The organism is Streptococcus oralis, assembly GCF_003943385.1.
GTDB classification, from domain to species: Bacteria; Bacillota; Bacilli; order Lactobacillales; family Streptococcaceae; genus Streptococcus; species Streptococcus oralis_CA.
The window spans coordinates 273,335-299,145 of record NZ_RJPI01000001.1 but is presented as its reverse complement, the minus strand read 5'-3'; the positions used below and the strand labels follow the sequence as shown (position 1 = coordinate 299,145).

Genomic DNA, 25,811 nt, shown 5'->3' with positions numbered 1-25,811 from the left:
GAGGGCGGGGCTTAGCCCGGCTCTCCTATTTTAAAAAATATAGGAGAATCAAAATGGCAGAAATTACAGCTAAACTTGTTAAAGAGTTGCGTGAAAAATCTGGTGCTGGTGTTATGGACGCTAAGAAAGCATTGGTTGAAGTTGAAGGTGATATCGAAAAAGCGATCGAATTGCTTCGCGAAAAAGGTATGGCTAAGGCAGCTAAGAAAGCTGACCGTGTTGCAGCTGAAGGTTTGACTGGTGTATTTGTTAACGGTAACGTTGCAGCAGTAGTTGAAGTAAATGCTGAAACTGACTTCGTTGCGAAAAACGCTCAATTCGTTGACTTGGTTAATGCTACAGCTAAAGTAATTGCTGAAGGAAAACCAGCTAACAACGAAGAAGCACTTGCTTTGACAATGCCTTCAGGTGAAACTCTTGAAGCAGCTTATGTGTCTGCAACTGCAACTATCGGGGAAAAAATCTCATTCCGTCGTTTTGCTTTGATCGAAAAAACAGATGCACAACACTTTGGAGCTTACCAACACAATGGTGGTCGTATCGGTGTTATCTCAGTTATCGAAGGTGGAGACGAAGCTCTTGCTAAACAATTGTCAATGCACATCGCAGCGATGAAACCAACAGTTCTTTCATACAAAGAATTGGACGCTCAATTCGTTAAAGATGAGTTGGCACAATTGAACCACGTAATCGACCAAGATAACGAAAGCCGTGCAATGGTTAACAAACCAGCCCTTCCACACTTAAAATATGGATCGAAAGCACAATTGACTGAAGAAGTAATTGCTCAAGCTGAAGCTGACATCAAAGCTGAGTTGGCTGCAGAAGGCAAACCAGAAAAAATCTGGGACAAAATCATCCCAGGTAAAATGGATCGCTTCATGCTTGACAACACTAAAGTTGACCAAGCTTACACACTTCTTGCCCAAGTCTACATCATGGACGATAGCAAGACAGTTGAAGCATACCTTGATTCAGTTAACGCTTCAGTAGTTGAGTTCGCTCGCTTTGAAGTTGGTGAAGGAATTGAGAAAGCTGCGAACGACTTCGAAGCAGAAGTTGCAGCTACAATGGCAGCAGCCTTGAATAACTAATGATAAAAAAGGAAGCAATTTGCTTCCTTTTTCTTTTGCTGTAGAGAACTTAGATTTTTCTTTAAATTGGACAAAGAAAAAGCCCTATAATAAGGGCTAAGTGCATTTAGGAGACTACACTTCGAATTCGTAGAGTGCTGTAGACAAATAACGTTCGCCGTTATCTGGTGCTAAAGCAAGGATCTTCTTACCTGTGCCTAATTTTTTTGCAACTTCAATTGCCCCGTAAATCGCTGCGGCTGAAGAAATCCCAACAAGGAAGCCTTCTTTTCCACCAATTTCACGTCCAAGTGCTAGAGCATCATCTGATGTTACGCGGACGATACCATCATAGGCCTTTGTATCAAGTGTATCAGGAATAAATCCAGCTGAGATACCTTGAATTTTGTGAGGTCCTGGTTTTTCACCAGACAAAATCGCAGATTCATCAGCTTCAACCGCAAAAACCTGAATGTTAGGATTGACAGCTTTTAGTGCATGTGAAACGCCAGAAATCGTTCCACCAGTACCGACACCACCCACAAAAGCATCTAGTCCATCAGAACCAAAAGCAGCCAGTATTTCAGCTCCTGTTGTTCTTTCGTGTACTTCTGGGTTAGCTGGATTATTAAATTGGAGTGGAAGGAAGCCGTCACGTTCAGCGGCGATTTCCTGAGCTTTGGCAATAGCCCCTTTCATTCCTTCACTACCAGGAGTAAGGACGAGTTCAGCACCATAGGCTTGGATAATCTTACATCGTTCCACGCTCATCGTTTCAGGCATGACGATAACAACTTTATATCCTTTAGCAGCACCTACCCATGAAAGACCGATACCAGTGTTTCCACTCGTTGCTTCAACAATGGTAGCACCCGGTTTTAGAATACCATCTTGTTCCGCTTTTTCAATCATGCTAAGGGCAATACGGTCTTTTACTGACGATCCAGGGTTAAAAGCTTCTAGTTTAACATAAACGTCTGCAGCGCCCTCTGGAACAATGTTGTTAAGTTTGACAATCGGTGTTTGTCCAATAAGTTCAGTGATATTGTTATAAATAGCCATAGATATACCTCTTTGTATAAGATGATACTAGTATAACGCGCTCAAGGCTATTTGTAAAATATAGAAATCCTATCGAAGTGATAGGATTTTTTTATATCAAAGGTCTGAGCCATTAATTTTTAATCGATTGTGATAAGCCAATTCTAATAAATAGGTGTAAAGAGGGAGGATGTCTGTTTTTTTAGGAAATTCAAATTTATGGAAACTAAGGTGTTCATTATGTGCTTTTAGAAAGACATTTTCTAAATAAGTGATTGTAATCTCACTATCATCTATACCTGCTCCAGCTGTTTCCATTTCAATGTTTACAATGTTCATCAAAAAGAGTGACTTAACAGACATCTTACGACCAGTAGCACCTTGCTTATCTGTAAAAATGATACGGATATTTGTAAAGATGATTGAATCACGAATAAGTTTATATCCACTTTGAATTTCTTCATTCTCTAGTAGGTATTGGCCATATTCTTTGATAAGAGTCTCTTTGTTTTGCTCGCTAAAGTTTCCAGCAAGTCCTTGAATAAATTTCCCAAAAGCCATAATTTCTCCTTTGTTTACACTAAGTTTACAGGAACCTCAACCTCACGTAAACCTTGATCTGTTAAAGTAACCTTTCCATTAAAAAACTCAACAAGAGCAGCTTTGATATTTTCTTTCTCTTCCTTGTCAACATAAATCATCGTATCAACTTGATCTGTGAAATTTGTTTCTAGTTCCATGAGATCATATTCTCTAAGAAAATTACCATATTCTTGATACTGAGCATAAGATATCTGAATGGCTATACCAGCTTGCTCTTTGATTTCAATAATGCCAATTTCTTTGACAGCCAAGGCTACACTACCTGCATAAGCACGAATTAAACCACCAGCACCTAGCTTAATTCCCCCAAAGTAGCGAGTAACTACTACACAGACATTGGTAAGATTATGATTCTCTAGGACACCAAGCATTGGGACTCCAGCAGTACCACTAGGCTCACCATCATCACTCGTACGCTTGATTTCACTTCGTTCCCCTACAATAAAAGCTGAGCAGTTATGGGTAGCTTTGTAGTGTTCTTTTTTGATGGCCGTGATGAAATCACGCGCCTCTTCTTCACTATAGACACGCTTTGCATGACAGATAAAGCGGGATTTTTTGATTTCTTCTTGGACTTGCCCGTCCTCTTTAATTGTTCTAAATTCCATGATTTAATTGTACTAAAAAAACACCTAAAGCGCTAGATTTTTACGAATAAAGAAGTATGAAAGTAAATCCAAATTATCTCGGTCGCTTGTTTACTGAGAAGGAATTAACCGAAGAAGAACGAGAGGCAGCAGTGAAACTGCAAGCAATGAGAAAAGAGAAGGGGAAACTATTTTGTCAACGTTGTGACAGTCCTATTTTGGAAGAATGGTATTTGCCTGTTGGTGCTTACTATTGCAGGGAGTGCTTGCTGATGAAGCGAGTCAGGAGTGATCAAGCTTTATACTATTTTACGCAGGAGGATTTTCCGAAACAAGATGTTCTTAAATGGCGTGGTCAATTGACTCCTTTTCAAGAGAAGGTATCGGAGGGATTGATTCGAGCAGTCGAAAAGAAAGAACCGACCTTAGTTCATGCTGTCACGGGAGCTGGAAAGACAGAGATGATTTATCAAGTTGTAGCCAAAGTGATTGACGATGGTGGTTCGGTGTGTTTGGCTAGTCCTCGAATCGATGTATGTTTGGAATTGTATAAGCGACTGCAGAATGACTTTGCTTGTGAGATAGCACTACTTCATGGCGAATCAGAGCCCTATTTTCGAACTCCCTTAGTAGTTGCAACGACTCACCAGCTGTTAAAATTTCATCATGCTTTTGATTTGCTGATAGTAGATGAAGTAGATGCCTTTCCTTATGTTGACAACCCTATACTTTACTACGCTGTAAACCAATGTGTAAAGGAGGATGGTCTGAGAATCTTTTTAACAGCGACATCTACAGATGAGTTAGATAAGAAGGTTCGCACTGGAGAATTAAAACGATTAAGCTTGCCAAGACGATTTCATGGAAATCCATTGATTATTCCAAAGCCAGTTTGGTTATCGGATTTTAATCGTTATTTAGATAAGAGTCAGTTGTCACCTAAGTTAAAGAGCTCCATTGAGAAGCAGAGAAGAACAGGTTATCCCTTGTTAATCTTTGCATCAGAAATTAAAAAAGGCGAGAAACTAAAAGAAATATTGCAGGAACAGTTTCCAAATGAAAATATCGGCTTTGTTTCCTCTGTCACAGAAAATCGATTAGAGCAGGTGCAAGCTTTTCGAGATGGAGAGTTGACGATACTGATCAGTACGACAATTTTAGAGCGTGGAGTTACCTTCCCTTGTGTGGATGTTTTCGTAGTAGAAGCTAATCATCGTCTCTTTACCAAGTCTAGCTTGATTCAGATTGGTGGGCGAGTTGGGCGTAGTATGGACAGACCAACTGGTGAGTTGCTCTTCTTTCATGATGGATTAAATACTTCCATCAAAAAGGCAATCAAGGAAATCAAGCAGATGAACAAGGAGGCGGGATTATGAATTGTTTATTATGTGGCCAGTCAACAAAGAGTGACTTGACATTTAGTCACCTCTTACTGTTTAAGAATGAGCACAACTATCTTTGCTCAGCTTGTGATTCTACTTTTGAGAAGATTGGTGAAGACCATTGTCCAAACTGCATGAAAAGAGGGTTGTCAACAACGTGTCAAGATTGTAAACTTTGGTGTGAAGATGGGATTCAAGTTGATCATAAAGCAATCTTCACCTATAATCAAGCTATGAAAGACTTCTTTAGTCGATATAAGTTTGATGGGGATTTTCTGCTTAGAAAGGTTTTTACTCCTGTACTTGCAGATGAGTTGAAAAAGTATAGAGACTATGAATTTGTGGTAATTCCCCTAAGTCCTGAAAGATTGCTTGAGAGAGGATTTAATCAGGTTGAAGGTTTGGTTGAGACGGCAGGATTTTCCTTTCAAGATTTACTAGGGAAAAGAGAAGAGAAGGCTAGTTCTTCTAAGAATCGCTCAGAACGATTAGCTACTGAAATTCCCTTTTATATTAAAACGGAAGCCCCTCTTCCTAAGAAGATTTTGGTTATTGATGACATCTATACGACAGGGGCGACTATCAATCGTGTGAAGCGACTGTTTGAAGAGGCAGGTGTTTTGGAAGTCAAAACTTTTTCCCTTGTAAGATGAGGAAAAAATTTGCAAAATGAAAATGAAAGCGTTATAATATAGTTAGAAAAATAAAAATGTTTAGAAAGAAGGTACTTATATGATTAAATATAGTATCCGTGGTGAAAACCTAGAAGTAACAGAAGCAATTCGCAATTATGTAGTTTCTAAACTCGAAAAGATCGAAAAATATTTTCAACCTGAACAAGAGTTGGATGCACGTGTCAACTTGAAAGTTTACCGTGAAAAAACAGCAAAAGTTGAAGTAACAATTCCACTTGGCTCAATTACTCTTCGTGCAGAAGATATTTCTCAAGATATGTATGGCTCTATCGACCTCGTAACAGATAAAATCGAACGTCAGATTCGTAAAAATAAAACAAAAATCGAACGCAAGAATAAAAATAAGGTTGCAACTAGCCAACTCTTTACAGATGATTTAGTTGAAGATGCAAATGTTGTGCCACCAAAAGTGGTTCGTTCAAAACAAATTGATTTGAAACCAATGGATTTGGAAGAAGCACTTCTTCAAATGGACTTGTTGGGACATGATTTCTTTATCTATGTTGATGTCGAAGATCAAACAACAAATGTTTTGTATCGCCGCGAAGATGGTGAAGTTGGTTTGTTAGAAGTTAAGGAATCATAAAATCTTGACAACTATGTAAAAGTGGTTTACACAATTGTAAACCACTTTTGTATTGCATCATTATACAAGGTATAAATGGAGGTAGTTATGAAAGACGTAGTGATTGTTTCAGCAGTGCGGACTCCTATAGGCTCCTTTGGAGGAAGCTTGAAGAATGTTTCTGCTGTTGATTTGGGATCTTTGGTCATTAAGAGTTCTTTGGAAAAAGCGAATATTAAACCAGAGCAAGTAGACGAAGTGATTATGGGGAATGTCCTTGGCGCTGGTTTAGGGCAAAATGTGGCTCGCCAAATGAGCATTCATGCGGGGCTTCCGGAATCTACACCAGCCTTTACCATTAATAAGGTTTGTGGTTCTGGGTTGAAGGCAGTTCAGTTAGCTGCTCAAGCGATTCAGTGCGGCGATGCAGATATTGTCGTGGCTGGTGGTGCAGAAAACATGAGTCAGGCGCCATACGTTTTGCCAAGTTTCCGTTGGGGTGGCCGTATGGGCGATTCGAAAGTGGTAGATACCATGATTAAGGACGGTTTGTCTGATGCTTTTAACGAATACCATATGGGGATCACAGCTGAGAATGTGGCTGAAGAATATGGTATCAGTCGAGAAGAACAAGACGCTCTTGCTTTAGAATCACAAAAACGAGCAGTTGCGGCTATAGAATCTGGCCGCTTTAAAGAAGAGATTGTTCCGGTGGTTATTCCTCAACGCAAAGGCGATCCTATCGTCTTTGATACAGATGAATTTCCTAGAAAAGATGCTAGCTTGGAGAGTTTGTCTAAGCTAGGTCCTGTTTTCAAAAAAGACGGTTCTGTTACGGCGGGAAATGCTTCAGGTATCAATGACGGGGCAGCAGCTGTCTTGGTCATGAGTGCTGAAAAAGCTGAAGAATTAGGACTTCCAGTGATTGCTCGCATTCGTTCGTATGCAAGTGTAGGTTTGGATCCTAGGATGATGGGATGTGGACCGATTTATGCGACTCGCAAAGCTCTTGAAAAAGGCAATTTGACAGTTGATGATCTTGACTTGATTGAGTCAAATGAAGCCTTTGCTACTCAGGCTTGTGCGGTTGGGAAAACACTTGGCTTTAACACAGATATTGTCAATGTCAATGGTGGCGCCATTGCTCTTGGTCACCCAATTGGAGCTTCAGGCTGCCGTATCCTAGTGACTCTGGTACATGAGATGATGAAACGTGATGCCAAAACTGGTTTAGCAACTCTCTGTATCGGGGGAGGGATGGGAACAGCCCTCATCGTTGAACGTTAGATGGTAGTAATCTTAGTGCAGGAGGATAATGAGCTTATTCTCCTTTTTGCATTAAAACCATAAAAAAATCAATAAGGAAAAGGAGGCTTACCACTTTTTAAAGGTCGCTTTTTAAGGGCATTTGTGATATAATAATGCGCAAGAGGTTTAGAATGAAAAAAAATAATTTAACCCCGATTTCTGCGGTTCTACTAGGGATTGCAACTTTCGGAACCTTAACAATGCTGATTATTTTTTCACAAAATAATGTTGTAACAATCAGTGCCTTGTTTTTATTTGTACTTCTTTATCTGCTTTTATTCATCTGGCAAAAAAAACAGTATGAAAAGAGCGAAATTGAACAAATCCAATACGTAAACCATCAAGCGGAAGATAGCTTGAATACGTTGCTCGATCAAATGCCAGTTGGTGTTCTGAAATTAGACTTATCTAGTGGCGAAGTCGAATGGTTTAATCCTTATGCTGAGTTGATTTTGACGACTGAAGAAGGCGAAATTGATGTTGACTTGATTCAAACCATTATCAAAGCTTCTGTTGGGAATCCTGGTTCGTATGCTACCTTAGGGGAAACACGCTATGCCGTTCATCTGGACAAGGCTTCAGGTGTCCTGTATTTCTTTGACGTTTCAGGGGAATACGAAGCAACTGTCGAATTGGTAACCAGTCGACCAGTGATTGGGGTCATCTCGGTAGACAACTACGATGATTTAGAGGATGCAACCTCCGAATCGGATATCAGTCATATCAATAGTTTTGTGGCAAATTTTGTTTCAGAGTTTGCTGGTCAATACGCTATGTTTTCTCGGCGTGTGGGGATGGATCGATTTTATCTATTTACTGATTACACAGTTCTCGAGGGCTTGATGAATGATAAATTCTCTGTGATTGATGCCTTTCGTGAGGAGGCAAAACAGAGACAGCTGCCATTGACCTTGAGCATGGGCTTTTCTTATGGTGATGGAAATCACGATGAGATAGGGAAAGTTGCTTTAAGAAACTTGAACTTAGCTGAGGTTCGTGGTGGGGACCAGGTGGTTGTCAAGGAAAATGATGAAACCAAGAACCCAGTCTACTTTGGTGGTGGTTCCGCAGCCTCTGTTAAGAGAACAAGAACACGTACGAGAGCGATGATGACAGCTATTTCAGATAAGATTCGCAGTGTGGATCAGGTATTTGTAGTTGGTCATAAGAATCTGGATATGGATGCCTTGGGGTCTGCGGTTGGCATGCAGTTGTTTGCGAGCAATATCACTGAAAATAGCTATGCGGTCTACGATGCAGATCAAATGTCACCAGATATCGAGCGTGCCGTCAAATTCTTGGAAAAAGAGGGTGTCACTAAGCTCTTGCCTCTGGCTGATGCGATGAGATTGGTCACCAAGCGCTCTTTGTTGATTTTAGTGGATCATTCCAAGACGGCTTTGACCTTGTCGAAAGATTTTTACGAACTGTTCACTCAAACCATTGTCATTGACCACCATCGACGTGATCAGGATTTTCCAGAGAATGCAGTAATCACCTATATCGAAAGTGGAGCAAGTAGTGCGAGTGAGTTGGTCACAGAATTGATTCAGTTCCAAAATTCTAAGAAAAATCGTTTGAGTCGTATGCAGGCCAGTGTTTTGATGGCTGGTATGATGCTGGATACCAAGAATTTCACATCTCGCGTGACGAGTCGAACCTTTGATGTGGCTAGCTATCTGAGAACACGGGGAAGTGACAGTATCGCAATCCAGGAGATTGCTGCGACAGATTTTGAAGAGTACCGTGAGGTAAATGAACTCATTTTACAAGGTCGTAAGTTGGGTGCAGATGTCTTGATTGCCCAAGCTAAGGACTCAACTACTTATGATACGGTTGTCATCAGTAAGGCTGCCGATGCTATGTTGGCTATGTCTGGTATTGAGGCTAGTTTCGTTCTAGCAAAAAATACACAAGGATTTATCTCTATCTCAGCTCGAAGCCGCAGTAAAATCAATGTCCAACGCATTATGGAAGAGTTGGGTGGTGGTGGTCACTTTAATCTAGCTGCTGCGCAAATCGAGAATATGAGTCTGTCAGAAGTAGGAGAAAAATTGACTCAACTTGTCTTAGATGAACTAAAGGAAAAGGAGAAAGAAGAATGAAAGTAATCTTTTTAGCAGATGTCAAAGGAAAAGGGAAAAAAGGCGAAATCAAGGAAGTGCCAACTGGCTACGCTCAAAACTTCCTGATTAAAAAGAATTTGGCTAAGGAAGCGACTGCTCAGGCAATCGGTGAATTGCGTGGAAAACAAAAATCAGAGGAAAAGGCTCATGCAGAGATGTTAGCAGAGGCAAGAGCAATCAAAGCCAAGCTTGAAGCAGAAGAAACTGTTGTAGAGTTTGTTGAAAAGGTTGGACCAGATGGCCGTACCTTTGGCTCAATCACCAATAAGAAGATTGCAGAAGAATTGCAAAAGCAGTTTGGTATCAATATTGACAAGCGTCATATTCAAGTAAAGGCACCAATTCGAGCAGTAGGTTTGATTGATGTACCAGTGAAAATCTACCAAGATGTTACAAGTGTCATCAATCTTCGTGTAAAAGAAGGGTAAGTTTACAACTTCTTTACAAGATTGTAAAAGGAAGGAAAGTCGGATGGCAGAAGTAGAGGAACTGCGAGTTCAACCTCAGGATATTTTGGCCGAACAATCTGTTTTGGGGGCTATTTTTATAGATGAGAGCAAGCTCGTTTTTGTCCGAGAATACATTGATTCTCGAGACTTCTTTAAGTATGCCCATCGGTTGATTTTCCAAGCGATGGTAGACTTGTCGGATCGTGGAGAGGCGATTGATGCGACAACGGTTCGGACGATTTTGGATAACCAAGGGGATCTCCAAAATATTGGTGGCTTGTCTTACCTTGTCGAAATTGTCAATTCTGTACCAACTTCAGCTAATGCGGAGTATTATGCTAAAATCGTTGCAGAAAAGGCTATGCTACGTCGCTTGATTTCCAAGTTGACAGACTCTGTCAACCAAGCCTATGAGGCTTCTAAGCCTGTAGATGAAATTATTGCTCAAGCTGAAAAGGGACTCATTGATGTTAGCGAAAATGCCAATCGTAGTGGTTTCAAGAACATCCGTGATATTCTAAATATCAACTTTGGGAACCTAGAAGTTCGGTCACAACAAACAACGGATATCACTGGTATTGCAACGGGCTACCGTGATTTGGATCATATGACGACAGGTCTCCATGAGGAGGAACTGATTATTATCGCAGCTCGTCCTGCGGTCGGTAAAACAGCCTTTGCCTTGAACATTGCTCAGAACATCGGGACTAAGTTGGACAAGACTGTAGCTATCTTTTCACTGGAAATGGGTGCGGAAAGTCTAGTAGATCGTATGTTGGCGGCCGAAGGCTTGGTGGAGTCCCATTCTATCCGTACGGGTCAATTGACTGATGAGGAATGGCAAAAGTATACCATTGCCCAAGGGAATCTGGCCAACGCGAGTATCTATATCGATGATACACCAGGGATTCGGATTACGGAAATTCGTTCGCGCTCACGCAAACTGGCTCAAGAAACAGGCAATCTAGGCTTGATTTTGATCGACTACCTACAGCTTATCACAGGGACTGGTCGTGAAAACCGCCAACAAGAAGTTTCTGAAATTTCTCGTCAGTTGAAAATTCTAGCTAAGGAATTGAAAGTTCCAGTCATTGCTCTCAGTCAGTTATCTCGTGGAGTGGAACAGCGTCAGGATAAGAGACCAGTCTTGTCTGATATTCGTGAATCGGGTTCTATTGAGCAGGATGCGGATATCGTAGCCTTTCTATACCGTGACGACTACTACGATCGTGCGGGTGAAGAAGAGGAAGGAATTCCAAATAACAAGGTAGAGGTTATCATCGAGAAAAACCGTAGTGGAGCTCGTGGAACGGTGGAATTGATTTTCCAAAAAGAATACAATAAATTTTCAAGTATCTCAAAGAGGGAGGCATAAGATGTCAGATGCATTTACAGATGTAGCCAAGATGAAAAAAATCAAAGAAGAAATCAAGGCACATGAGGGACAAGTCGTTGAAATGACTTTGGAGAATGGCCGTAAGCGCCAAAAAAATAGATTGGGTAAGCTAATTGAGGTTTATCCATCCCTATTTATCGTTGAATTTGGGGATGTTGAGGGAGACAAACAAGCTAATGTTTATGTTGAATCCTTCACCTACTCAGATATCTTGACAGAAAAGAATTTGATTCGCTATCTAGACCAAGAATCCTAAAATCAAGTGAGTTTTGCTCACTTTTTTCTTTTTCTCCCGAATAATATAAAGGAGGGTAACCTCGTAGAAAACTTTGTAAAGGAGAATGAATGACGTTTTTAAAATCAGGAGTTAAGAAGAGTAGATATACTCAGTTGGGTGTAGGGCTGGCTACTTTGTTCGTTACGAGTACCCTTTTGTTTAGTGGTGAATCGGTTCAGGCTGACAGTGTAGCGCGTGGAGATGACTATCCGCTTCACTATAAAAATGGTAGTATGGAAATTGACCAGTGGCGGATGTATTCTCGCCAATGTACATCTTTTGCGGCCTTTCGTTTGAGTAGTGTGAATGGCTTTGAGATCCCGCCTGCTTATGGAAATGCAAATGAATGGGGGCACCGCGCAAGGCGAGAAGGCTACCGTGTTGATAGCAAGCCAGAAATTGGCTCTATCGCTTGGTCGACAGAAGGTTACTACGGCCATGTGGCCTGGGTATCAAATGTATTAGGGGATACGATTGAGATCGAAGAGTATAACTATGGAGTTAGGGAGAAATACAATCGTCGCAGCGTAAAAGCTAGCTCTATGACAGGCTTTATCCATTTTAAGGACTTGGTAGGGAATGGTGGTAGAACTGGAAATCCTATCAGATCAGGGTTGGCGTCTAGTGGGACTCATACGTTTACTCAAAAGTCTGCCATTCGAAACCAGCCGTCAAGTACAGCGCAAGTTATCGACTACTACTATCCTGGTGAAAATGTTAGCTACGATCAAATCGTAGAAAAGGACGGTTATAAGTGGCTCAGCTACCTATCCTATAGTGGAATGAGGAGATACGTCCAGTATATGGAAACAGAATCGGTGGAGAATGGTTGGAAGAAGCAAAACGGTATTTGGAATTACCGTGAGAACGGGAAACTCGCAACTGGTTGGAAGAAAATAAATGGCAGTTGGTATCACTTCAAAGACAATGGGACCATGTCAACAGGTTGGATAAAAGATAGTTCGCATTGGTACTATCTAAAGGCATCAGGGGAGATGCAGACAGGCTGGCTCAAGGAAAATGGAACGTGGTATTATTTGGAGAGTTCAGGGGCTATGAAGTCTAGCCAGTGGTTCCAAGTAGGAGGAAAGTATTACTACGTCAATGCTTCAGGGGCTTTAGCAGTGAATACCACTGTGGATGGCTATCGAGTGGATAGTAACGGAGCTAGGATCTAGAAAGAATATAAAAAAGAGGACTTCACTACCATTTGCCTATTCTTTCCGATGGTATTTTTCCCCTCTTTCCTTTATAATGGGTGTATGGACAAGAAAAAATTATTATTAATTGATGGATCTTCTGTTGCTTTTCGGGCTTTTTTTGCGCTCTATCAGCAGCTGGATCGGTTTAAAAATGCTAATGGTCTTCATACCAATGCAATCTACGGCTTTCAACTCATGTTGAATCATGTCTTGGAGCGAGTTGAACCTAGCCATGTTTTGGTAGCCTTTGATGCAGGTAAGACGACTTTTCGAACAGAGATGTATGCAGACTACAAGGGTGGCCGTGCTAAAACTCCAGATGAGTTTCGTGAGCAATTTCCCTTCATTCGTGAGTTGTTAGACCACCTTGGGATTCGCCATTATGAGTTGCCCCAGTATGAAGCGGATGATATCATCGGGACCTTAGGTCGTTTGGCTGAGAAGGATTTTTTTGATGTGACAATCGTTAGCGGAGATAAGGATTTGATCCAGTTGACGGACGAGCATACGGTGGTCGAGATTTCCAAGAAAGGTGTGGCTGAGTTTGAGGCCTTTACACCAGATTACCTTATGGAAAAGATGGGCATTACCCCAGCTCAGTTTATTGATCTTAAGGCTCTTATGGGGGATAAGTCTGATAATATCCCTGGTGTTACTAAGATTGGTGAAAAGACGGGTATCAAGCTCTTGTTAGAACACGGTTCGCTTGAGGGAATTTATGAAAATATCGATGGGATGAAGGCATCTAAGATGAAGGAAAATCTCATCAACGATAAGGAACAAGCCTTCTTGTCTAAAACCTTGGCGACCATTGAGACTCAAGCACCGATTGAGATTGGCCTTGATGATTTGGTCTATAGTGGTCCAGATGTGGAAAATCTCGGGAAATTCTACGATGAGATGGGCTTCAAACAGCTCAAACAAGCTTTAAATGTGTCATCAACGGATGCGCCTGAAAGTTTGGATTTCACTATCGTTGACCACGTCAGTCAAGACATGCTGAGTGACGACTCTATCTTCCACTTTGAGCTCTTTGGTGAGAATTACCATACGGATGATTTGGTTGGTTTTGCCTGGTCCTGTGGGGATAAACTTTACGCCACAGACAAACTTGAGCTCTTGCAGGAGCCGATTTTCAAGGATTTTCTAGAAAAAACACCTCTGAAAGTGTATGACTTTAAGAAAGCGAAGGTTCTTTTAAATCGTTTTGGTTTGAACCTGCAGGCACCTGCTTTTGACAGTCGCTTGGCAAAATACTTACTCTCAACAGTCGAGAACAATGAAATCTCAACAATTGCTAGTCTCTACGGTCAAACATACTTGGTCGATGATGAGACTTTCTATGGTAAGGGGGTCAAGAAAGCTATCCCTGAGAGAGAGAAATTCTTGGAACACCTGGCTCGCAAGGTTGCTGTTTTGGTTGAGACCGAGCCGGTTTTACTTGAAAAACTCAGTGAACATGGACAGTTAGATCTCCTTTATGACATGGAGCAACCTCTGGCTTTTGTCCTTGCTAAGATGGAAATTGCTGGGATCAAGGTCAAAAAAGAAACCTTGCTTGAGATGCAGGTTGAAAATGAGGTCGTCATTGAGCAGCTCACTCAAGAGATTTATGAACTAGCTGGTGAGGAGTTTAATATCAACTCGCCTAAGCAGTTGGGCGTGCTTCTCTTTGAAAAGCTCGGTCTTCCTCTAGAATACACTAAGAAAACCAAGACAGGTTACTCGACGGCCGTGGATGTGTTGGAGCGCCTAGCTCCTATTGCACCGATTGTTAAAAAAATTCTAGACTACCGTCAGATTGCTAAGATCCAATCCACCTATGTGATTGGTTTGCAGGACTGGATTTTGGCTGATGGCAAAATTCATACGCGCTATGTGCAGGATTTGACTCAGACTGGGCGTTTGTCTAGTGTAGATCCAAACTTGCAAAATATCCCTGTTCGTTTGGAACAAGGCCGTCTCATTCGTAAGGCTTTTGTACCTGAGTGGGAGGATAGTGTGCTGCTCAGCTCGGACTATTCACAGATTGAGTTGCGCGTTTTGGCCCATATTTCTAAAGATGAGCACTTGATTAAGGCTTTCCAAGAGGGAGCAGATATCCATACCTCGACAGCCATGCGGGTCTTTGGAATTGAATGTCCTGAAGATGTGACTCCAAATGACCGTCGTAATGCCAAGGCGGTTAACTTCGGAGTGGTTTATGGGATTTCAGATTTTGGTTTGTCTAATAATCTGGGCATCAGCCGTAAGGAAGCAAAAGCCTACATTGACACTTACTTTGAACGTTTCCCAGGTATTAAAAACTACATGGATGAGGTGGTGCGTGAGGCGCGTGATAAGGGCTATGTAGAGACCCTCTTCAAGCGTCGTCGTGAGTTGCCAGATATCAATTCGCGCAACTTCAACATTCGTGGTTTTGCAGAGCGGACTGCCATCAACTCTCCTATCCAGGGTTCAGCAGCAGATATTCTCAAGATTGCTATGATCCAGCTAGACAAAGCTCTAGTTGAAGGTGGCTATCAGACCAAGATGCTGTTGCAAGTGCACGATGAAATCGTTCTTGAAGTTCCAAAGGCAGAATTAGCAGCCGTCAAAGTACTGGTGAAACAAACCATGGAAGAAGCCATCCAGCTCAGTGTTCCTCTCATTGCAGATGAAAATGAAGGAGCAACTTGGTACGAGGCTAAATAAGAAAGATATGATAGAGTTTGAAGTACTTGCCTTCAAACTCTTTTTCATGATTTTCTGTAAGCAGTTTCCTTGACTTATCCTTTTTTTTGCGTTATCATATGTCCATATAAGATACGGGAGTCTGTGTACAGTCTGAGAGGAAGTGTTAAACTTCGACCGCACCTGATCTGGGTAATGCCAGCGTAGGGAAGGATACTTAGCCGAATTCTGCACCTTTTCCGTATATGGAAGGGGTTTTCTTTTTGTCAAAAGGAAGCCTGAGAAGAGGAGGTTTTTATGAAAGCAAGCATTGCCTTGCAAGTCTTGCCCCTATCACAGGGGATTGACCGGATTGCTATTATCGATCAGGTTATTGCTTATCTGCAAGCTCAGTCCGTGACCATGGTGGTGACACCCTTTGAAACGGTCTTGGAAGGAGAGTTTGATGAGCTCATGCGCATTCTCAAAGAAGCGCTAGAAGTGGCAGGGCAGGAGGCAGATAATGTCTTTGCCAATGTCAAAATAAATGTAGGAGAGATTTTAAGCATCGATGAGAAACTTGAAAAGTATGATGAGACGACACATTAGTCTTTTGGGCTTTATAGGAGTCTTGTCGGTCTGGCAGTTAGCGGGAATATTCAAACTTTTACCCAAGTTTATCCTACCAACTCCCTTTGAAATTCTCCAGGCCTTTGTTCGTGACAGAGAATTTCTCTGGCACCATAGCTGGGCGACCTTGAGAGTGGCTTTACTGGGACTAGTCTTAGGAGTCTTGATTGCCTGTCTCATGGCGGTGCTTATGGACAGTCTGGCTTGGCTCAATGACTTGATTTACCCTATGATGGTGGTTGTTCAGACCATTCCTACCATTGCTATAGCTCCTATCTTGGTCTTGTGGCTAGGCTATGGAATTTTGCCCAAGATTGTCTTGATAATCCTGACAACAACCTTTCCTATCATCGTTAGTATTTTGGATGGATTTAGGCATTGTGACAAGGATATGCTGACCCTGTTTAGTCTGATGCGTGCAAATCCTTGGCAAATTCTTTGGCATTTTAAAATCCCGGTTAGTCTGCCCTACTTTTATGCAGGTCTGAGGGTTAGTGTCTCCTACGCCTTTATCACAACAGTAGTGTCTGAGTGGTTGGGAGGCTTTGAAGGACTAGGTGTTTACATGATTCAGTCCAAGAAACTGTTTCAGTATGATACTATGTTTGCCATTATTATTCTGGTGTCACTCATCAGCCTTCTAGGAATGAAGCTGGTCGATATTAGTGAAAAATATGTGATTAAATGGAAACGTCCATAGAAGACGTTTGAGAAAAAGAAAAGAGGAAATCAAAATGAAAAAAACATGGAAAGTGTTTTTAACGCTTGTAACGGCTTTTGTAGCTGTCGTACTTGTGGCTTGTGGCCAAGAAACTGCTTCTAAGGATAACAAAGAAGCAGAACTCAAGAAGATTGACTTTATTCTAGACTGGACGCCAAATACCAACCACACAGGGCTTTATGTAGCCAAGGAAAAAGGCTATTTCAAAGAAGCTGGAGTGGATGTTGATTTGAAATTGCCACCAGAAGAAAGCTCTTCTGACTTGGTTATCAATGGTAAGGCACCATTTGCAGTGTATTTCCAAGACTACATGGCTAAGAAATTGGAAAAAGGGGCAGGAATCACTGCCGTTGCCGCTATCGTAGAGCACAATACATCAGGGATCATCTCACGTAAATCTGACAATGTCACCAGTCCAAAAGACTTGGTTGGCAAGAAATACGGTACTTGGAATGACCCCACTGAGCTTGCTATGTTGAAAACATTGGTAGAATCACAAGGTGGAGATTTTGAAAAGGTTGAAAAAGTACCAAACAACGACTCAAACTCCATCACACCGATTGCCAATGGCGTCTTTGACACTGCTTGGATCTACTACGGTTGGGATGGTATCCTTGCCAAATCTCAAGGCGTAGATGCTAACTTCATGTACTTAAAAGACTATGTCAAGGAGTTTGACTACTACTCACCCGTTATCATCGCAAACAACGACTATTTGAAAGACAATAAAGAAGAAGCTCGTAAAATCATCCAAGCCATCAAAAAAGGCTATCAATATGCTATGGAGCATCCAGAGGAAGCAGCCGATATTCTCATCAAGAATGCACCTGAGCTCAAAGAAAAACGTGACTTTGTCATCGAATCTCAAAAATACTTGTCAAAAGAATATGCAAGCGACAAGGAAAAATGGGGACAATTTGACGCTGACCGCTGGAATGCCTTCTACAAATGGGATAAAGAACATGGTATCCTTAAAGAAGATTTGACTGACAAGGGCTTCACTAACGAATTTGTAAAATAATGACAGAAATTAGACTAGAACACGTAAGCTATGCCTATGGCGATGAAAAGATTTTAGAAGATATCAACCTGCAGGTGACTTCGGGTGAAGTGGTTTCTATCCTAGGTCCAAGTGGTGTTGGAAAGACCACCCTCTTTAACCTAATCGCTGGGATTTTAGAAGTCCAGTCTGGGCGAATTATCCTTGATGGCGAGGAAAATCCTAAGGGGCGCGTGAGTTATATGTTGCAAAAGGATCTCCTCTTGGAGCACAAGACGGTGCTTGGCAATATCATCCTGCCTCTCTTGATTCAAAAGGTGGATAAGTCAGAGGCTATTGCCCGAGCGGATGAAATCCTTGCGACCTTCCAGCTGACAGCTATACGAGATAAGTATCCCCATGAACTCAGTGGTGGGATGCGCCAGCGTGTAGCCTTGCTCCGGACCTATCTTTTTGGACACAAGCTCTTTCTCTTGGATGAGGCCTTTAGTGCCTTGGATGAGATGACCAAGATGGAACTCCACGCTTGGTATCTGGAGATTCACAAACAGCTACAGCTGACGACCTTGATTATCACACATAGTATCGAGGAGGCCCTCAATCTCAGCGATCGCATCTATATCTTGAAAAACCGCCCCGGGCAGATTGTTTCAGAAATTAAACTAGATTGGTCTGAAGGTGAGGACAAGGAAGTCCAAAAGATTGCCTATAAGCGTCAAATCTTGGCGGAATTGGGATTAAATACTTAGAAAAATAGAGAGTTGGTGAAGTTTATTCTTTATCAGCGTCCTTTTTGTAAAGCAATAGAAAGAGTGTATGACATGTTAAGCAGACTGAAGAAATTACGGAGAGAAAATGGAACATCAGTTGTCTCCTTTGCATTTATTGCAATTGCTATAGTATCAGGATTTATAATTTACTTTAGTCCTGATATTGCAAAGTCATTAGGATTAGATGAAAAAAGATTTGAAAACGTAGTGGGAACAGTTTTAACTCCGACATTATTATTTATAGGTTATTTAATTTTTGAAAAATCTGTAGATAAATATCGAGAAGAAATTAAAGAGGAACAGAAAATACTAAAAGAAAAACAGAATGAGTTGGGAGACAATTTTAAAAGTTAAGAGAAAATTAGAGTTGTTGGTGGAATAGGTTTCCTTTACTAAGGAAAATGGAGACATAGTAAAAAGCACGTTTGACCGTGCTAGATTCTTGCCTGCGGAACTCGTCAATATTACGCCCTTTTTAGGGCTCTTTTTTGTGGACTTTTTTAGGAACTTTCAAGAAAAACTAAGGCGATTTAATGCCTAAATATTTTTAAAGAAAGTCAGTATTTTCAAGGGCTGAGCTCTAAAAATTTGACTTATAGAGTGTTAAATGATAGTATAGTCAAAGATAGTCAAGGTTCAAAGAAGGAGTTTGATTTACTATGAGATTTAAAAATACATCAGATCATATCGAAGCCTATATCAAGGCGATTTTAGACCAATCTGGTATCGTGGAATTGCAGCGGAGCCAGTTGGCAGATACCTTTCAGGTTGTGCCGAGTCAGATCAACTATGTCATCAAGACACGTTTTACTGAAAGCAGAGGTTACTTGGTTGAGAGCAAGCGTGGTGGTGGAGGCTACATTCGCATAGGCCGGATTGAGTTTTCCAATCATCATGAGATGCTCCGCGATTTGCTTTACTCGATTGGTGAGCGAGTTAGTCAGGAGATTTACGAGGATATTCTCCAGCTTTTGGTGGAGCAGGACTTGATGACCAAGCAGGAGATGACCTTGCTGACTTCAGTAGCAACGGATCGTGTCCTAGGGGAAGAATCCTCAGTTGTCCGTGCCAATATGCTCCGACAGCTATTACAAGAGGTAGATAGAAAAGAGAAGTAAGATGAACTATTCAAAAGCATTGAATGAATGTATCGAAAGTGCCTACATGGTTGCAAGCCATTTTGGAGCTCGTTACCTGGAGTCTTGGCATTTATTGATTGCCATGTCCAATCACAGTTACAGTGTGGCAGGTGCGACTTTAAATGATTATCCATATGAGATGGACCGTTTAGAAGAGGTTGCGTTGGAACTGACTGAAACGGATTATAGCCAGGACGAAACCTTTACGGAATTGCCCTTTTCCCATCGTTTGGAGGTTCTCTTTGCAGAAGCAGAGTATGTGGCTTCAGTGGTCCATGCTAAGGTGCTAGGGACAGAGCATGTCCTCTATGCGATTTTGCATGATGGTAATGCCTTGGCAACTCGCATCTTGGAGAGAGCAGGCTTCTCTTATGAAGACCAGAAAGATCAGGTCAGAATTGCTGCTCTTCGTCGCAATTTAGAGGAACGTGCAGGTTGGACAAGAGAAGATCTTAAGGCTTTACGTCAACGCCATCGCACGGTAGCAGACAAGCAAAATTCTATGGCTAATATGATGGGCATGCCTCAGAATCCAAGTGGCGGTCTAGAGGACTACACGCATGATTTGACAGAGCAAGCGCGCTCTGGCAAGTTAGAGCCAGTTATTGGTCGTGACAAGGAAATCTCACGTATGATTCAGATTTTGAGTCGAAAGACCAAAAACAATCCGGTCTTGGTAGGAGATGCTGGTGTCGGAAAAACAGCTTTAGCACTTGGACTTGCCCAGCGTATTGCTAGTGGGAATGTGCCTGCGGAAATGGCAAAGATGCGTGTTCTAGAGCTTGATTTGATGAATGTCGTTGCGGGAACACGTTTCCGTGGGGATTTTGAAGAGCGCATGAACAATATCATCAAGGATATCGAGGAAGATGGCAAAGTGATCCTCTTTATCGATGAACTCCACACCATTATGGGTTCTGGAAGCGGTATTGATTCGACTCTGGATGCTGCCAATATTTTGAAACCAGCCTTAGCTCGCGGAACTTTGAGAACAGTTGGGGCCACCACTCAGGAAGAATATCAAAAACACATCGAAAAAGATGCTGCCCTTTCTCGTCGTTTTGCCAAAGTGACGATTGAAGAGCCAAGTCTAGCTGACAGCATGACCATTTTGCAAGGTTTGAAGGCCACCTATGAGAAACACCACCGTGTGCAAATCACAGATGAAGCTGTCGAAACAGCTGTCAAGATGGCACATCGTTACTTGACCAGTCGTCACTTGCCAGACTCTGCCATCGACCTATTGGATGAAGCGGCAGCAACAGTGCAAAACAAATCCAAGCATGTGAAAGCAGACGAATCCGGCTTGAGTCCAGCTGACAAGGCCTTGATGGATGGCAAGTGGAAACAAGCGGCCCAGCTAATCGCAAAAGAACAAGAAGTGCCTGTCTATAAAGACTTAGTGACAGAATCTGATATCTTGACTACCTTGAGTCGCTTGTCAGGTATCCCAGTCCAAAAACTGACACAAACAGATGCTAAGAAATACCTGAACTTGGAAGCTGAACTACACAAACGTGTCATCGGCCAAGATCAAGCTGTTTCAAGTATTAGCCGTGCGATTCGCCGCAATCAGTCAGGAATTCGTAGTCATAAGCGTCCGATTGGTTCCTTTATGTTCCTAGGACCAACGGGTGTCGGTAAGACCGAACTGGCTAAGGCTCTGGCAGAAGTTCTCTTTGATGACGAATCAGCCCTTATCCGCTTTGATATGAGTGAATATATGGAGAAATTTGCAGCTAGCCGTCTCAATGGAGCTCCTCCGGGCTATGTGGGCTACGAAGAAGGGGGGGAGTTGACCGAGAAGGTTCGCAACAAACCATATTCCGTTCTCCTCTTTGACGAGGTAGAGAAGGCCCATCCAGATATCTTCAATGTCCTCTTGCAAGTCTTGGACGACGGTGTCTTGACAGATAGCAAGGGGCGCAAGGTGGACTTTTCAAATACCATTATCATCATGACGTCAAACCTTGGTGCGACAGCCCTTCGTGACGACAAGACTGTCGGATTTGGCGCGAAAGACATTCGTTTTGACCAAGAAAATATGGAAAAACGAATCTTTGAAGAGTTGAAAAAAACTTATCGACCAGAGTTTATCAACCGTATTGATGAAAAGGTGGTCTTCCATAGCTTGGATAGCGAACACATGCAGGAAATCGTTAAGATTATGGTTAAACCATTGATTGCTAGCCTGGCAGAGAAAGGCATCGACTTGAAACTGCAAGCTTCAGCGTTGAAGTTGCTGGCAAGCCAAGGTTATGATCCAGAAATGGGAGCTCGCCCACTTCGCAGAACCCTGCAAACAGAAGTGGAGGACAAGTTGGCAGAACTCCTCCTTAAGGGAGAACTGGTAACAGGCAAGACCCTCAAGATTGGTGTCAAAGCAGGTCAGTTAAAATTTGATATTGCTTAAAAATGGAGAGTCAGGAGCAATCCTGATTCTTTTTTGCTACTTTTTTATAAAAAATGATAAAAAACTATTGACAAAACAAAAATATAGTATATAATAAAAACATAGAAAACAAAAATATCAAAAACTATAAAAAGGTAAAACGTTTATGAAAAAGAAAACAGCAGTGGTGTTTGGAACCTTTGCTCCGCTTCATCAAGGGCATATCGATCTGATCCAGAGAGCAAAGCGCCAGTGTGATCAGGTCTGGATAGTCGTTTCAGGCTATGAGGGAGACCGAGGGGAGCAGGTAGGTTTAAGTCTTCAAAAACGATTTCGCTATATCCGAGAGGCTTTTCGTGATGACGAGTTGACCTCTGTCTGCAAGCTGGATGAGAGCAACCTTCCCCGTTACCCTATGGGCTGGCAGGAGTGGTTGGACCAGATGTTAGCGGAGATTTCCTATGATGAAACCCAGCAAGATTTGACTTTCTTTGTGGGAGAAGAAGAATACCAGCAAGAGCTATCTAAACGTGGATTTGGCACTGTCTTGCAAGAAAGAAAGTTTGGTATCTCAGCGACTATGATTCGAGAAAATCCAAGCAAATATTGGAAATACATCGCTCAACCCTTCCGACGTCAGTTTACAAAGAAAGTCTTGATTATGGGAAGTGCCAGTAATGGGAAGACTACTTTAGCAAAGGATTTGGCTAGGTATTACGATGCGCCCGTTAGTCTGGAATACGCGCGTGAGTACCAGATCAAAAACAATGTCCGCGACGATGAATTGACTCCAAAGGATTATTATTATCTCCTGTTGGGACAGTATGACCAGACCTCCAAGTTAATCGATAGCAATGCCAATCGAGGCCTAGTGATAGCTGATACCAACTCCTTGGTAACCAAGGGTTACTATGACTATTACATGGAGACTGAGGACCAAGGGGACTTATCAGGAGAAACCTTTGACAATCTCTTTGCCTCTATCTTGGCCAAGGAAAAATGGGACTTGATTCTCTTTGTGCAACCTGTTGGCTCCTATGTCAATGACGGGTTTAGAGATATGACCATGGCGGAAGACCATATTCGCTACAGTTTTTCCCAGCATTTGGATCAGATGAGGGAGAGATACTTAACGACCATTCCTTTAGTTTATCTAGCAGAGGATTATCTAGGGAATTATGAAGCAGCAAAAGTGGCTATCGATGCCATTTACCAAGCAGATTAGGAGAAAATTATGAAAAAGCTAACTGAAAAAATCACACAATTTATCGAAAACTTTAAAAATGTCCATGCGGAAGCCCGTAAGATTGGTTTTGCAGGAATCATGCGCTTGCTATGGAAAGATCTCTTTGTCGGCCGTAGCCTTTTCCAGTGGTTGTATCTCATTGCCCTGTCAAGTGTTCCCTTAATCTTGGAATTCACGCAAAATACAGAAAGTCATGACTGGCTGAGCTTATTTGCATCCTGGACTGGGATTGTCTGTGTTATCTTGGTAGCAGAAGGGCGTGCAAGCAATTATCTCTTTGGGGCCATTAACTCGGCTATCTACTTGATCTTGGCCATGAATGCGACTTTTTACGGAGAAGTCTTGACGACTGTTTACTTCTTTGTCATGCAGCCGATTGGTCTCTATGCTTGGTTGTCCAATCGTATCAATGACCAAGGAAAACCAGAAGAATCCCACTTTGAAGCTAAGAAATTATCTGTTCTTGACTGGCTCAAGTACTTGGCCTTGACTGCCATTATCTGGATTGGTATGGGCTTGGCTTACCAAAGTATCAATAGCGCTCGCCCTTTCCGTGATAGTGTTACCGATGCGACCAATGGTGTTGGTCAGCTCTTGATGACACGTCTCTACCGTGAGCAATGGATTTTCTGGATTGCAACCAATCTCTTTAGTATTTATCTCTGGTGGGGTGAAAATATCCACATCCAAGGGATGTACTGGGTATACACACTCAATAGTCTAGTGGGGTGGTACCAATGGACTAAGGCAGTTCGAAAGGAGGCATAAGATGGCAGACATAAAGATTCCAGAAGGGATGACGGAAAAAGAATATTATGAAATCCATGCCAGTCAGGAGGAGTTTTTAGACTGGTACTACAAGCAGGAACTCCCTCAATATGAAAAGCCAAGCGTGACGGTGGATATGGTGGCCTACTGCTTTGTCGAAGGAAAAATCAAACTCTTGCTAATCCGTCGCAAGGCTCACCCTTATCAAAACTGTTTAGCCTTGGTTGGAGGCTTTATGGACAAGGGAGAAGATGCTGCACATGCCTGTCAGCGCGAAGTGAGAGAAGAAGTCAATCTCGATCTACCTTTGGAGAAAATCGAGCAATTGATGACGGTATCGACCCCCGGGCGTGACCCACGGGGCTGGACGGTGACCATTGCTCACTTAGTGTACCTACCTAGTCGTGCCTTAGACCTCGTTCAGGCAGGAGACGATGCCAAGGATGTCGTTTTCGTAGATGTCGATTTTCAGACAGGCAAATGCTACCTAGATGGAGTCGAGCTGGAGGAGCAAGCCTTCGCCTTTGACCATTATGCCATTATCCAAGAATCCATCAAACGAATTCAAGGCCGTCTCGACTGGAATCCGACTTTCCTTTATCTGCTGGAGAAGGAGTTCACTGTCTACGAAGGAACCGAACTAGTCAATCTCATCAATCCCGGTCGCCCCATCGTCAGCAATAACTTTCTCGTAAAATACGGCGAATATGTAGAAGAAGTCGGACTCAAACGAGTACCCAAAAAGAAACCAAGAAAAACCTATCGATTGAAATAAAAAGTGAGGTCGGGAACTTTTCCCGACCTCTTTATTTGCAATTATTAGATGTTTTTATCCTATTTCGATAGTACTGTAGGCCTTTATCCAAAATCATGCAAGCGAATTACACAAGAGTGATGTAAAAAAATGACTCTAATCTAAGAAATTTTCTATTTTTTCGTTTCGATTACGAATAGAGATAGTAGAGAGAAATTTTTTAAAATAGTTTCTCTAAATAGTTGACAGATTTAAAGCCTAATGTTACAATTATATTACAAAAAGATTTCTCAATATTTCAAAAATATTACAAAGGAGCAAAAAATGAAAAAGAAAACCTATATCAAATTGATGGCAGCGACTGTATTGGCTTCTACCTTGCTACTGGGAGCTTGTGGAAATAAAAATGAAACCACTCAAACCAGCAGCTCTGCAAAAACAAGTCAGTCATCAAGTTCCAAAGCAACTTCTTCTAGCAAAGAAAGCAAGACTCAAAAATCTTCAAGCTCAGCTTCATCTGAAAAGGCTCAGGCATCTTCTGGTCAGTCTTCTACAACGGCAGATCAGTCACAAGCGAAACCAGCACCTGAATCAAGACAAGAACAAGCAGCTCCTAATCAACAAGCCCCATCTCAGGCACCTTCAACTCAGCAAGGTTCTCAAGCCCAGTCTAACCAGTCAGGCTATGATCCAACAACTGACCGCAAACTTCAAGACAAGCAAGCTGAACACAACAAACGCTACAAGGGTGTTTTAACCATGGTCGATGGTGATTTCTCAGCAGCTGCAGGCAACTGGAAGGGAGCGAATGGCGAAACTATTACGGTTTCATCAGGGGGCCAATTTACAGTAGAAACTGCAGATGGAAAGAAAGAAAACTATTCTATCAGAGGCTACTCTTACACACTTGATGATGGTAAGTATAATGCTAAAATCGGTGGAGGAAGAATCATCCAAATTACAACAGGTGCGGATGGTAAAGTTTCGAGCGTTGCCTTGATTCAATAATAGTACCTAGGTTTTCCTAGGATCTAA

The 25,811-nt window shown here is 42.1% G+C and carries 25 protein-coding genes and 1 riboswitch; of the genes, 22 read left to right on the top strand and 3 right to left on the bottom strand.

The features are described from left to right. Window positions 1-53 precede the first annotated feature (53 nt). On the top strand, window positions 54-1,094 hold the full coding sequence (gene tsf / locus D8803_RS01535; protein ID WP_061418722.1) for a translation elongation factor Ts: 1,041 nt from the start codon (window positions 54-56) through the stop codon (window positions 1,092-1,094). 114 nt (window positions 1,095-1,208) lie between these two features. Here tsf and cysK read toward each other — a convergent pair whose 3' ends face one another. From cysK to D8803_RS01520, 3 genes are all read right to left on the bottom strand, one after another. After that, entirely contained in the window at window positions 1,209-2,135 is a 927-nt protein-coding gene (cysK, locus tag D8803_RS01530) for a cysteine synthase A (protein ID WP_131200031.1), read from the bottom strand. Between the two features lie 96 nt (window positions 2,136-2,231). Continuing rightward, complete coding sequence (locus D8803_RS01525; RefSeq protein ID WP_125424915.1) at window positions 2,232-2,675, bottom strand: PH domain-containing protein; 444 nt, start codon at window positions 2,673-2,675, stop codon at window positions 2,232-2,234. A 14-nt stretch (window positions 2,676-2,689) separates the two neighbouring features. Continuing rightward, window positions 2,690-3,325 carry a YigZ family protein gene (locus tag D8803_RS01520; protein WP_131200030.1) on the bottom strand — a complete coding sequence of 212 codons (636 nt, stop codon included), beginning with the start codon at window positions 3,323-3,325 and terminating at the stop codon, window positions 2,690-2,692. 56 nt (window positions 3,326-3,381) lie between these two features. On the opposite strand from D8803_RS01520, the gene D8803_RS01515 reads away from it, so the two are divergent. From D8803_RS01515 to D8803_RS01415, 21 genes are all read left to right on the top strand, one after another. Next, complete coding sequence (locus D8803_RS01515) at window positions 3,382-4,680, top strand: DEAD/DEAH box helicase (RefSeq protein WP_038805917.1); 1,299 nt, start codon at window positions 3,382-3,384, stop codon at window positions 4,678-4,680. Then, window positions 4,677-5,339 (top strand): ComF family protein, encoded by a 663-nt coding sequence (locus D8803_RS01510; protein ID WP_038805916.1) that lies wholly within the window; start codon window positions 4,677-4,679, stop codon window positions 5,337-5,339. Before D8803_RS01515 ends, D8803_RS01510 begins: the two co-directional genes overlap by 4 nt. Window positions 5,340-5,418: 79 nt before the next feature. Then, window positions 5,419-5,967, top strand: coding sequence for a ribosome hibernation-promoting factor, HPF/YfiA family (gene hpf, locus D8803_RS01505; protein WP_131200029.1), 549 nt, complete (start codon window positions 5,419-5,421; stop codon window positions 5,965-5,967). Window positions 5,968-6,054: 87 nt separating this feature from the next. Beyond that, window positions 6,055-7,233, top strand: coding sequence for an acetyl-CoA C-acetyltransferase (locus D8803_RS01500; RefSeq protein WP_131200028.1), 1,179 nt, complete (start codon window positions 6,055-6,057; stop codon window positions 7,231-7,233). Between the two features lie 152 nt (window positions 7,234-7,385). After that, a complete protein-coding gene (locus D8803_RS01495; RefSeq protein WP_131200027.1) occupies window positions 7,386-9,359 on the top strand; it encodes a DHH family phosphoesterase in 1,974 nt (657 codons plus the stop codon). Then, on the top strand, window positions 9,356-9,808 hold the full coding sequence (gene rplI, locus D8803_RS01490; protein ID WP_000864206.1) for a 50S ribosomal protein L9: 453 nt from the start codon (window positions 9,356-9,358) through the stop codon (window positions 9,806-9,808). The genes D8803_RS01495 and rplI overlap by 4 nt, the downstream gene beginning before the upstream one ends. Before the next feature lie 43 nt (window positions 9,809-9,851). Further along, window positions 9,852-11,204, top strand: coding sequence for a replicative DNA helicase (gene dnaB / locus D8803_RS01485; protein ID WP_084974687.1), 1,353 nt, complete (start codon window positions 9,852-9,854; stop codon window positions 11,202-11,204). A gap of 1 nt (window position 11,205) precedes the next feature. After that, window positions 11,206-11,481: a Veg family protein gene (locus tag D8803_RS01480; protein WP_001278166.1), complete on the top strand. Its 276-nt coding sequence runs from the start codon at window positions 11,206-11,208 to the stop codon at window positions 11,479-11,481. Between the two features lie 89 nt (window positions 11,482-11,570). Next, on the top strand, window positions 11,571-12,680 hold the full coding sequence (locus D8803_RS01475; RefSeq protein ID WP_125416128.1) for an SH3 domain-containing protein: 1,110 nt from the start codon (window positions 11,571-11,573) through the stop codon (window positions 12,678-12,680). Window positions 12,681-12,764: 84 nt separating this feature from the next. Next, complete coding sequence (gene polA, locus D8803_RS01470; RefSeq protein ID WP_131200026.1) at window positions 12,765-15,398, top strand: DNA polymerase I; 2,634 nt, start codon at window positions 12,765-12,767, stop codon at window positions 15,396-15,398. A 103-nt stretch (window positions 15,399-15,501) separates the two neighbouring features. Continuing rightward, window positions 15,502-15,604, top strand: a riboswitch (TPP riboswitch). Between the two features lie 70 nt (window positions 15,605-15,674). Continuing rightward, window positions 15,675-15,965, top strand: a complete 291-nt coding sequence (locus D8803_RS01465) for an MTH1187 family thiamine-binding protein (protein ID WP_000647674.1) — start codon at window positions 15,675-15,677, stop codon at window positions 15,963-15,965. After that, complete coding sequence (locus D8803_RS01460) at window positions 15,928-16,686, top strand: ABC transporter permease (protein WP_131200025.1); 759 nt, start codon at window positions 15,928-15,930, stop codon at window positions 16,684-16,686. The genes D8803_RS01465 and D8803_RS01460 overlap by 38 nt, the downstream gene beginning before the upstream one ends. Before the next feature lie 34 nt (window positions 16,687-16,720). Next, window positions 16,721-17,728, top strand: a complete 1,008-nt coding sequence (locus D8803_RS01455; protein WP_131200024.1) for an ABC transporter substrate-binding protein — start codon at window positions 16,721-16,723, stop codon at window positions 17,726-17,728. Then, on the top strand, window positions 17,728-18,456 hold the full coding sequence (locus D8803_RS01450; protein WP_061418690.1) for an ABC transporter ATP-binding protein: 729 nt from the start codon (window positions 17,728-17,730) through the stop codon (window positions 18,454-18,456). Before D8803_RS01455 ends, D8803_RS01450 begins: the two co-directional genes overlap by 1 nt. Before the next feature lie 15 nt (window positions 18,457-18,471). Then, a complete protein-coding gene (locus D8803_RS01445; protein WP_223327255.1) occupies window positions 18,472-18,831 on the top strand; it encodes a hypothetical protein in 360 nt (119 codons plus the stop codon). Window positions 18,832-19,136: 305 nt separating this feature from the next. Beyond that, window positions 19,137-19,595, top strand: coding sequence for a CtsR family transcriptional regulator (locus D8803_RS01440; protein WP_001211258.1), 459 nt, complete (start codon window positions 19,137-19,139; stop codon window positions 19,593-19,595). A gap of 1 nt (window position 19,596) precedes the next feature. Beyond that, window positions 19,597-22,029: an ATP-dependent Clp protease ATP-binding subunit gene (locus tag D8803_RS01435; RefSeq protein WP_125416116.1), complete on the top strand. Its 2,433-nt coding sequence runs from the start codon at window positions 19,597-19,599 to the stop codon at window positions 22,027-22,029. 145 nt (window positions 22,030-22,174) lie between these two features. Further along, a complete protein-coding gene (locus D8803_RS01430) occupies window positions 22,175-23,233 on the top strand; it encodes an AAA family ATPase (protein WP_131200023.1) in 1,059 nt (352 codons plus the stop codon). Between the two features lie 9 nt (window positions 23,234-23,242). Beyond that, window positions 23,243-24,022 (top strand): nicotinamide riboside transporter PnuC, encoded by a 780-nt coding sequence (gene pnuC / locus D8803_RS01425; RefSeq protein WP_049479311.1) that lies wholly within the window; start codon window positions 23,243-23,245, stop codon window positions 24,020-24,022. A 1-nt stretch (window position 24,023) separates the two neighbouring features. Then, entirely contained in the window at window positions 24,024-24,797 is a 774-nt protein-coding gene (locus D8803_RS01420; protein WP_131200022.1) for an NUDIX domain-containing protein, read from the top strand. Window positions 24,798-25,100: 303 nt separating this feature from the next. Continuing rightward, window positions 25,101-25,784: a hypothetical protein gene (locus D8803_RS01415; RefSeq protein ID WP_125416110.1), complete on the top strand. Its 684-nt coding sequence runs from the start codon at window positions 25,101-25,103 to the stop codon at window positions 25,782-25,784. Window positions 25,785-25,811 lie beyond the last annotated feature (27 nt).

Bases quoted from the DNA above. Each gene is read 5' to 3' on its own strand.
- D8803_RS01420 (WP_131200022.1), top strand. From the start codon at position 24,024: ATGGCAGACATAAAGATTCCAGAAGGGATGACGGAAAAAGAATATTAT.
- D8803_RS01500 (WP_131200028.1), top strand. From the start codon at position 6,055: ATGAAAGACGTAGTGATTGTTTCAGCAGTGCGGACTCCTATAGGCTCC.
- D8803_RS01455 (WP_131200024.1), top strand. From the start codon at position 16,721: ATGAAAAAAACATGGAAAGTGTTTTTAACGCTTGTAACGGCTTTTGTA.
- D8803_RS01520 (WP_131200030.1), bottom strand. From the start codon at position 3,325: ATGGAATTTAGAACAATTAAAGAGGACGGGCAAGTCCAAGAAGAAATC.
- D8803_RS01465 (WP_000647674.1), top strand. From the start codon at position 15,675: ATGAAAGCAAGCATTGCCTTGCAAGTCTTGCCCCTATCACAGGGGATT.
- hpf (WP_131200029.1), top strand. From the start codon at position 5,419: ATGATTAAATATAGTATCCGTGGTGAAAACCTAGAAGTAACAGAAGCA.
- D8803_RS01440 (WP_001211258.1), top strand. From the start codon at position 19,137: ATGAGATTTAAAAATACATCAGATCATATCGAAGCCTATATCAAGGCG.
- D8803_RS01435 (WP_125416116.1), top strand. From the start codon at position 19,597: ATGAACTATTCAAAAGCATTGAATGAATGTATCGAAAGTGCCTACATG.
- D8803_RS01525 (WP_125424915.1), bottom strand. From the start codon at position 2,675: ATGGCTTTTGGGAAATTTATTCAAGGACTTGCTGGAAACTTTAGCGAG.
- D8803_RS01415 (WP_125416110.1), top strand. From the start codon at position 25,101: ATGAAAAAGAAAACCTATATCAAATTGATGGCAGCGACTGTATTGGCT.
- D8803_RS01515 (WP_038805917.1), top strand. From the start codon at position 3,382: ATGAAAGTAAATCCAAATTATCTCGGTCGCTTGTTTACTGAGAAGGAA.
- polA (WP_131200026.1), top strand. From the start codon at position 12,765: ATGGACAAGAAAAAATTATTATTAATTGATGGATCTTCTGTTGCTTTT.
- D8803_RS01480 (WP_001278166.1), top strand. From the start codon at position 11,206: ATGTCAGATGCATTTACAGATGTAGCCAAGATGAAAAAAATCAAAGAA.
- D8803_RS01475 (WP_125416128.1), top strand. From the start codon at position 11,571: ATGACGTTTTTAAAATCAGGAGTTAAGAAGAGTAGATATACTCAGTTG.
- D8803_RS01460 (WP_131200025.1), top strand. From the start codon at position 15,928: ATGAGAAACTTGAAAAGTATGATGAGACGACACATTAGTCTTTTGGGC.
- dnaB (WP_084974687.1), top strand. From the start codon at position 9,852: ATGGCAGAAGTAGAGGAACTGCGAGTTCAACCTCAGGATATTTTGGCC.
- cysK (WP_131200031.1), bottom strand. From the start codon at position 2,135: ATGGCTATTTATAACAATATCACTGAACTTATTGGACAAACACCGATT.
- D8803_RS01430 (WP_131200023.1), top strand. From the start codon at position 22,175: ATGAAAAAGAAAACAGCAGTGGTGTTTGGAACCTTTGCTCCGCTTCAT.
- D8803_RS01450 (WP_061418690.1), top strand. From the start codon at position 17,728: ATGACAGAAATTAGACTAGAACACGTAAGCTATGCCTATGGCGATGAA.
- tsf (WP_061418722.1), top strand. From the start codon at position 54: ATGGCAGAAATTACAGCTAAACTTGTTAAAGAGTTGCGTGAAAAATCT.
- pnuC (WP_049479311.1), top strand. From the start codon at position 23,243: ATGAAAAAGCTAACTGAAAAAATCACACAATTTATCGAAAACTTTAAA.
- D8803_RS01510 (WP_038805916.1), top strand. From the start codon at position 4,677: ATGAATTGTTTATTATGTGGCCAGTCAACAAAGAGTGACTTGACATTT.
- rplI (WP_000864206.1), top strand. From the start codon at position 9,356: ATGAAAGTAATCTTTTTAGCAGATGTCAAAGGAAAAGGGAAAAAAGGC.
- D8803_RS01495 (WP_131200027.1), top strand. From the start codon at position 7,386: ATGAAAAAAAATAATTTAACCCCGATTTCTGCGGTTCTACTAGGGATT.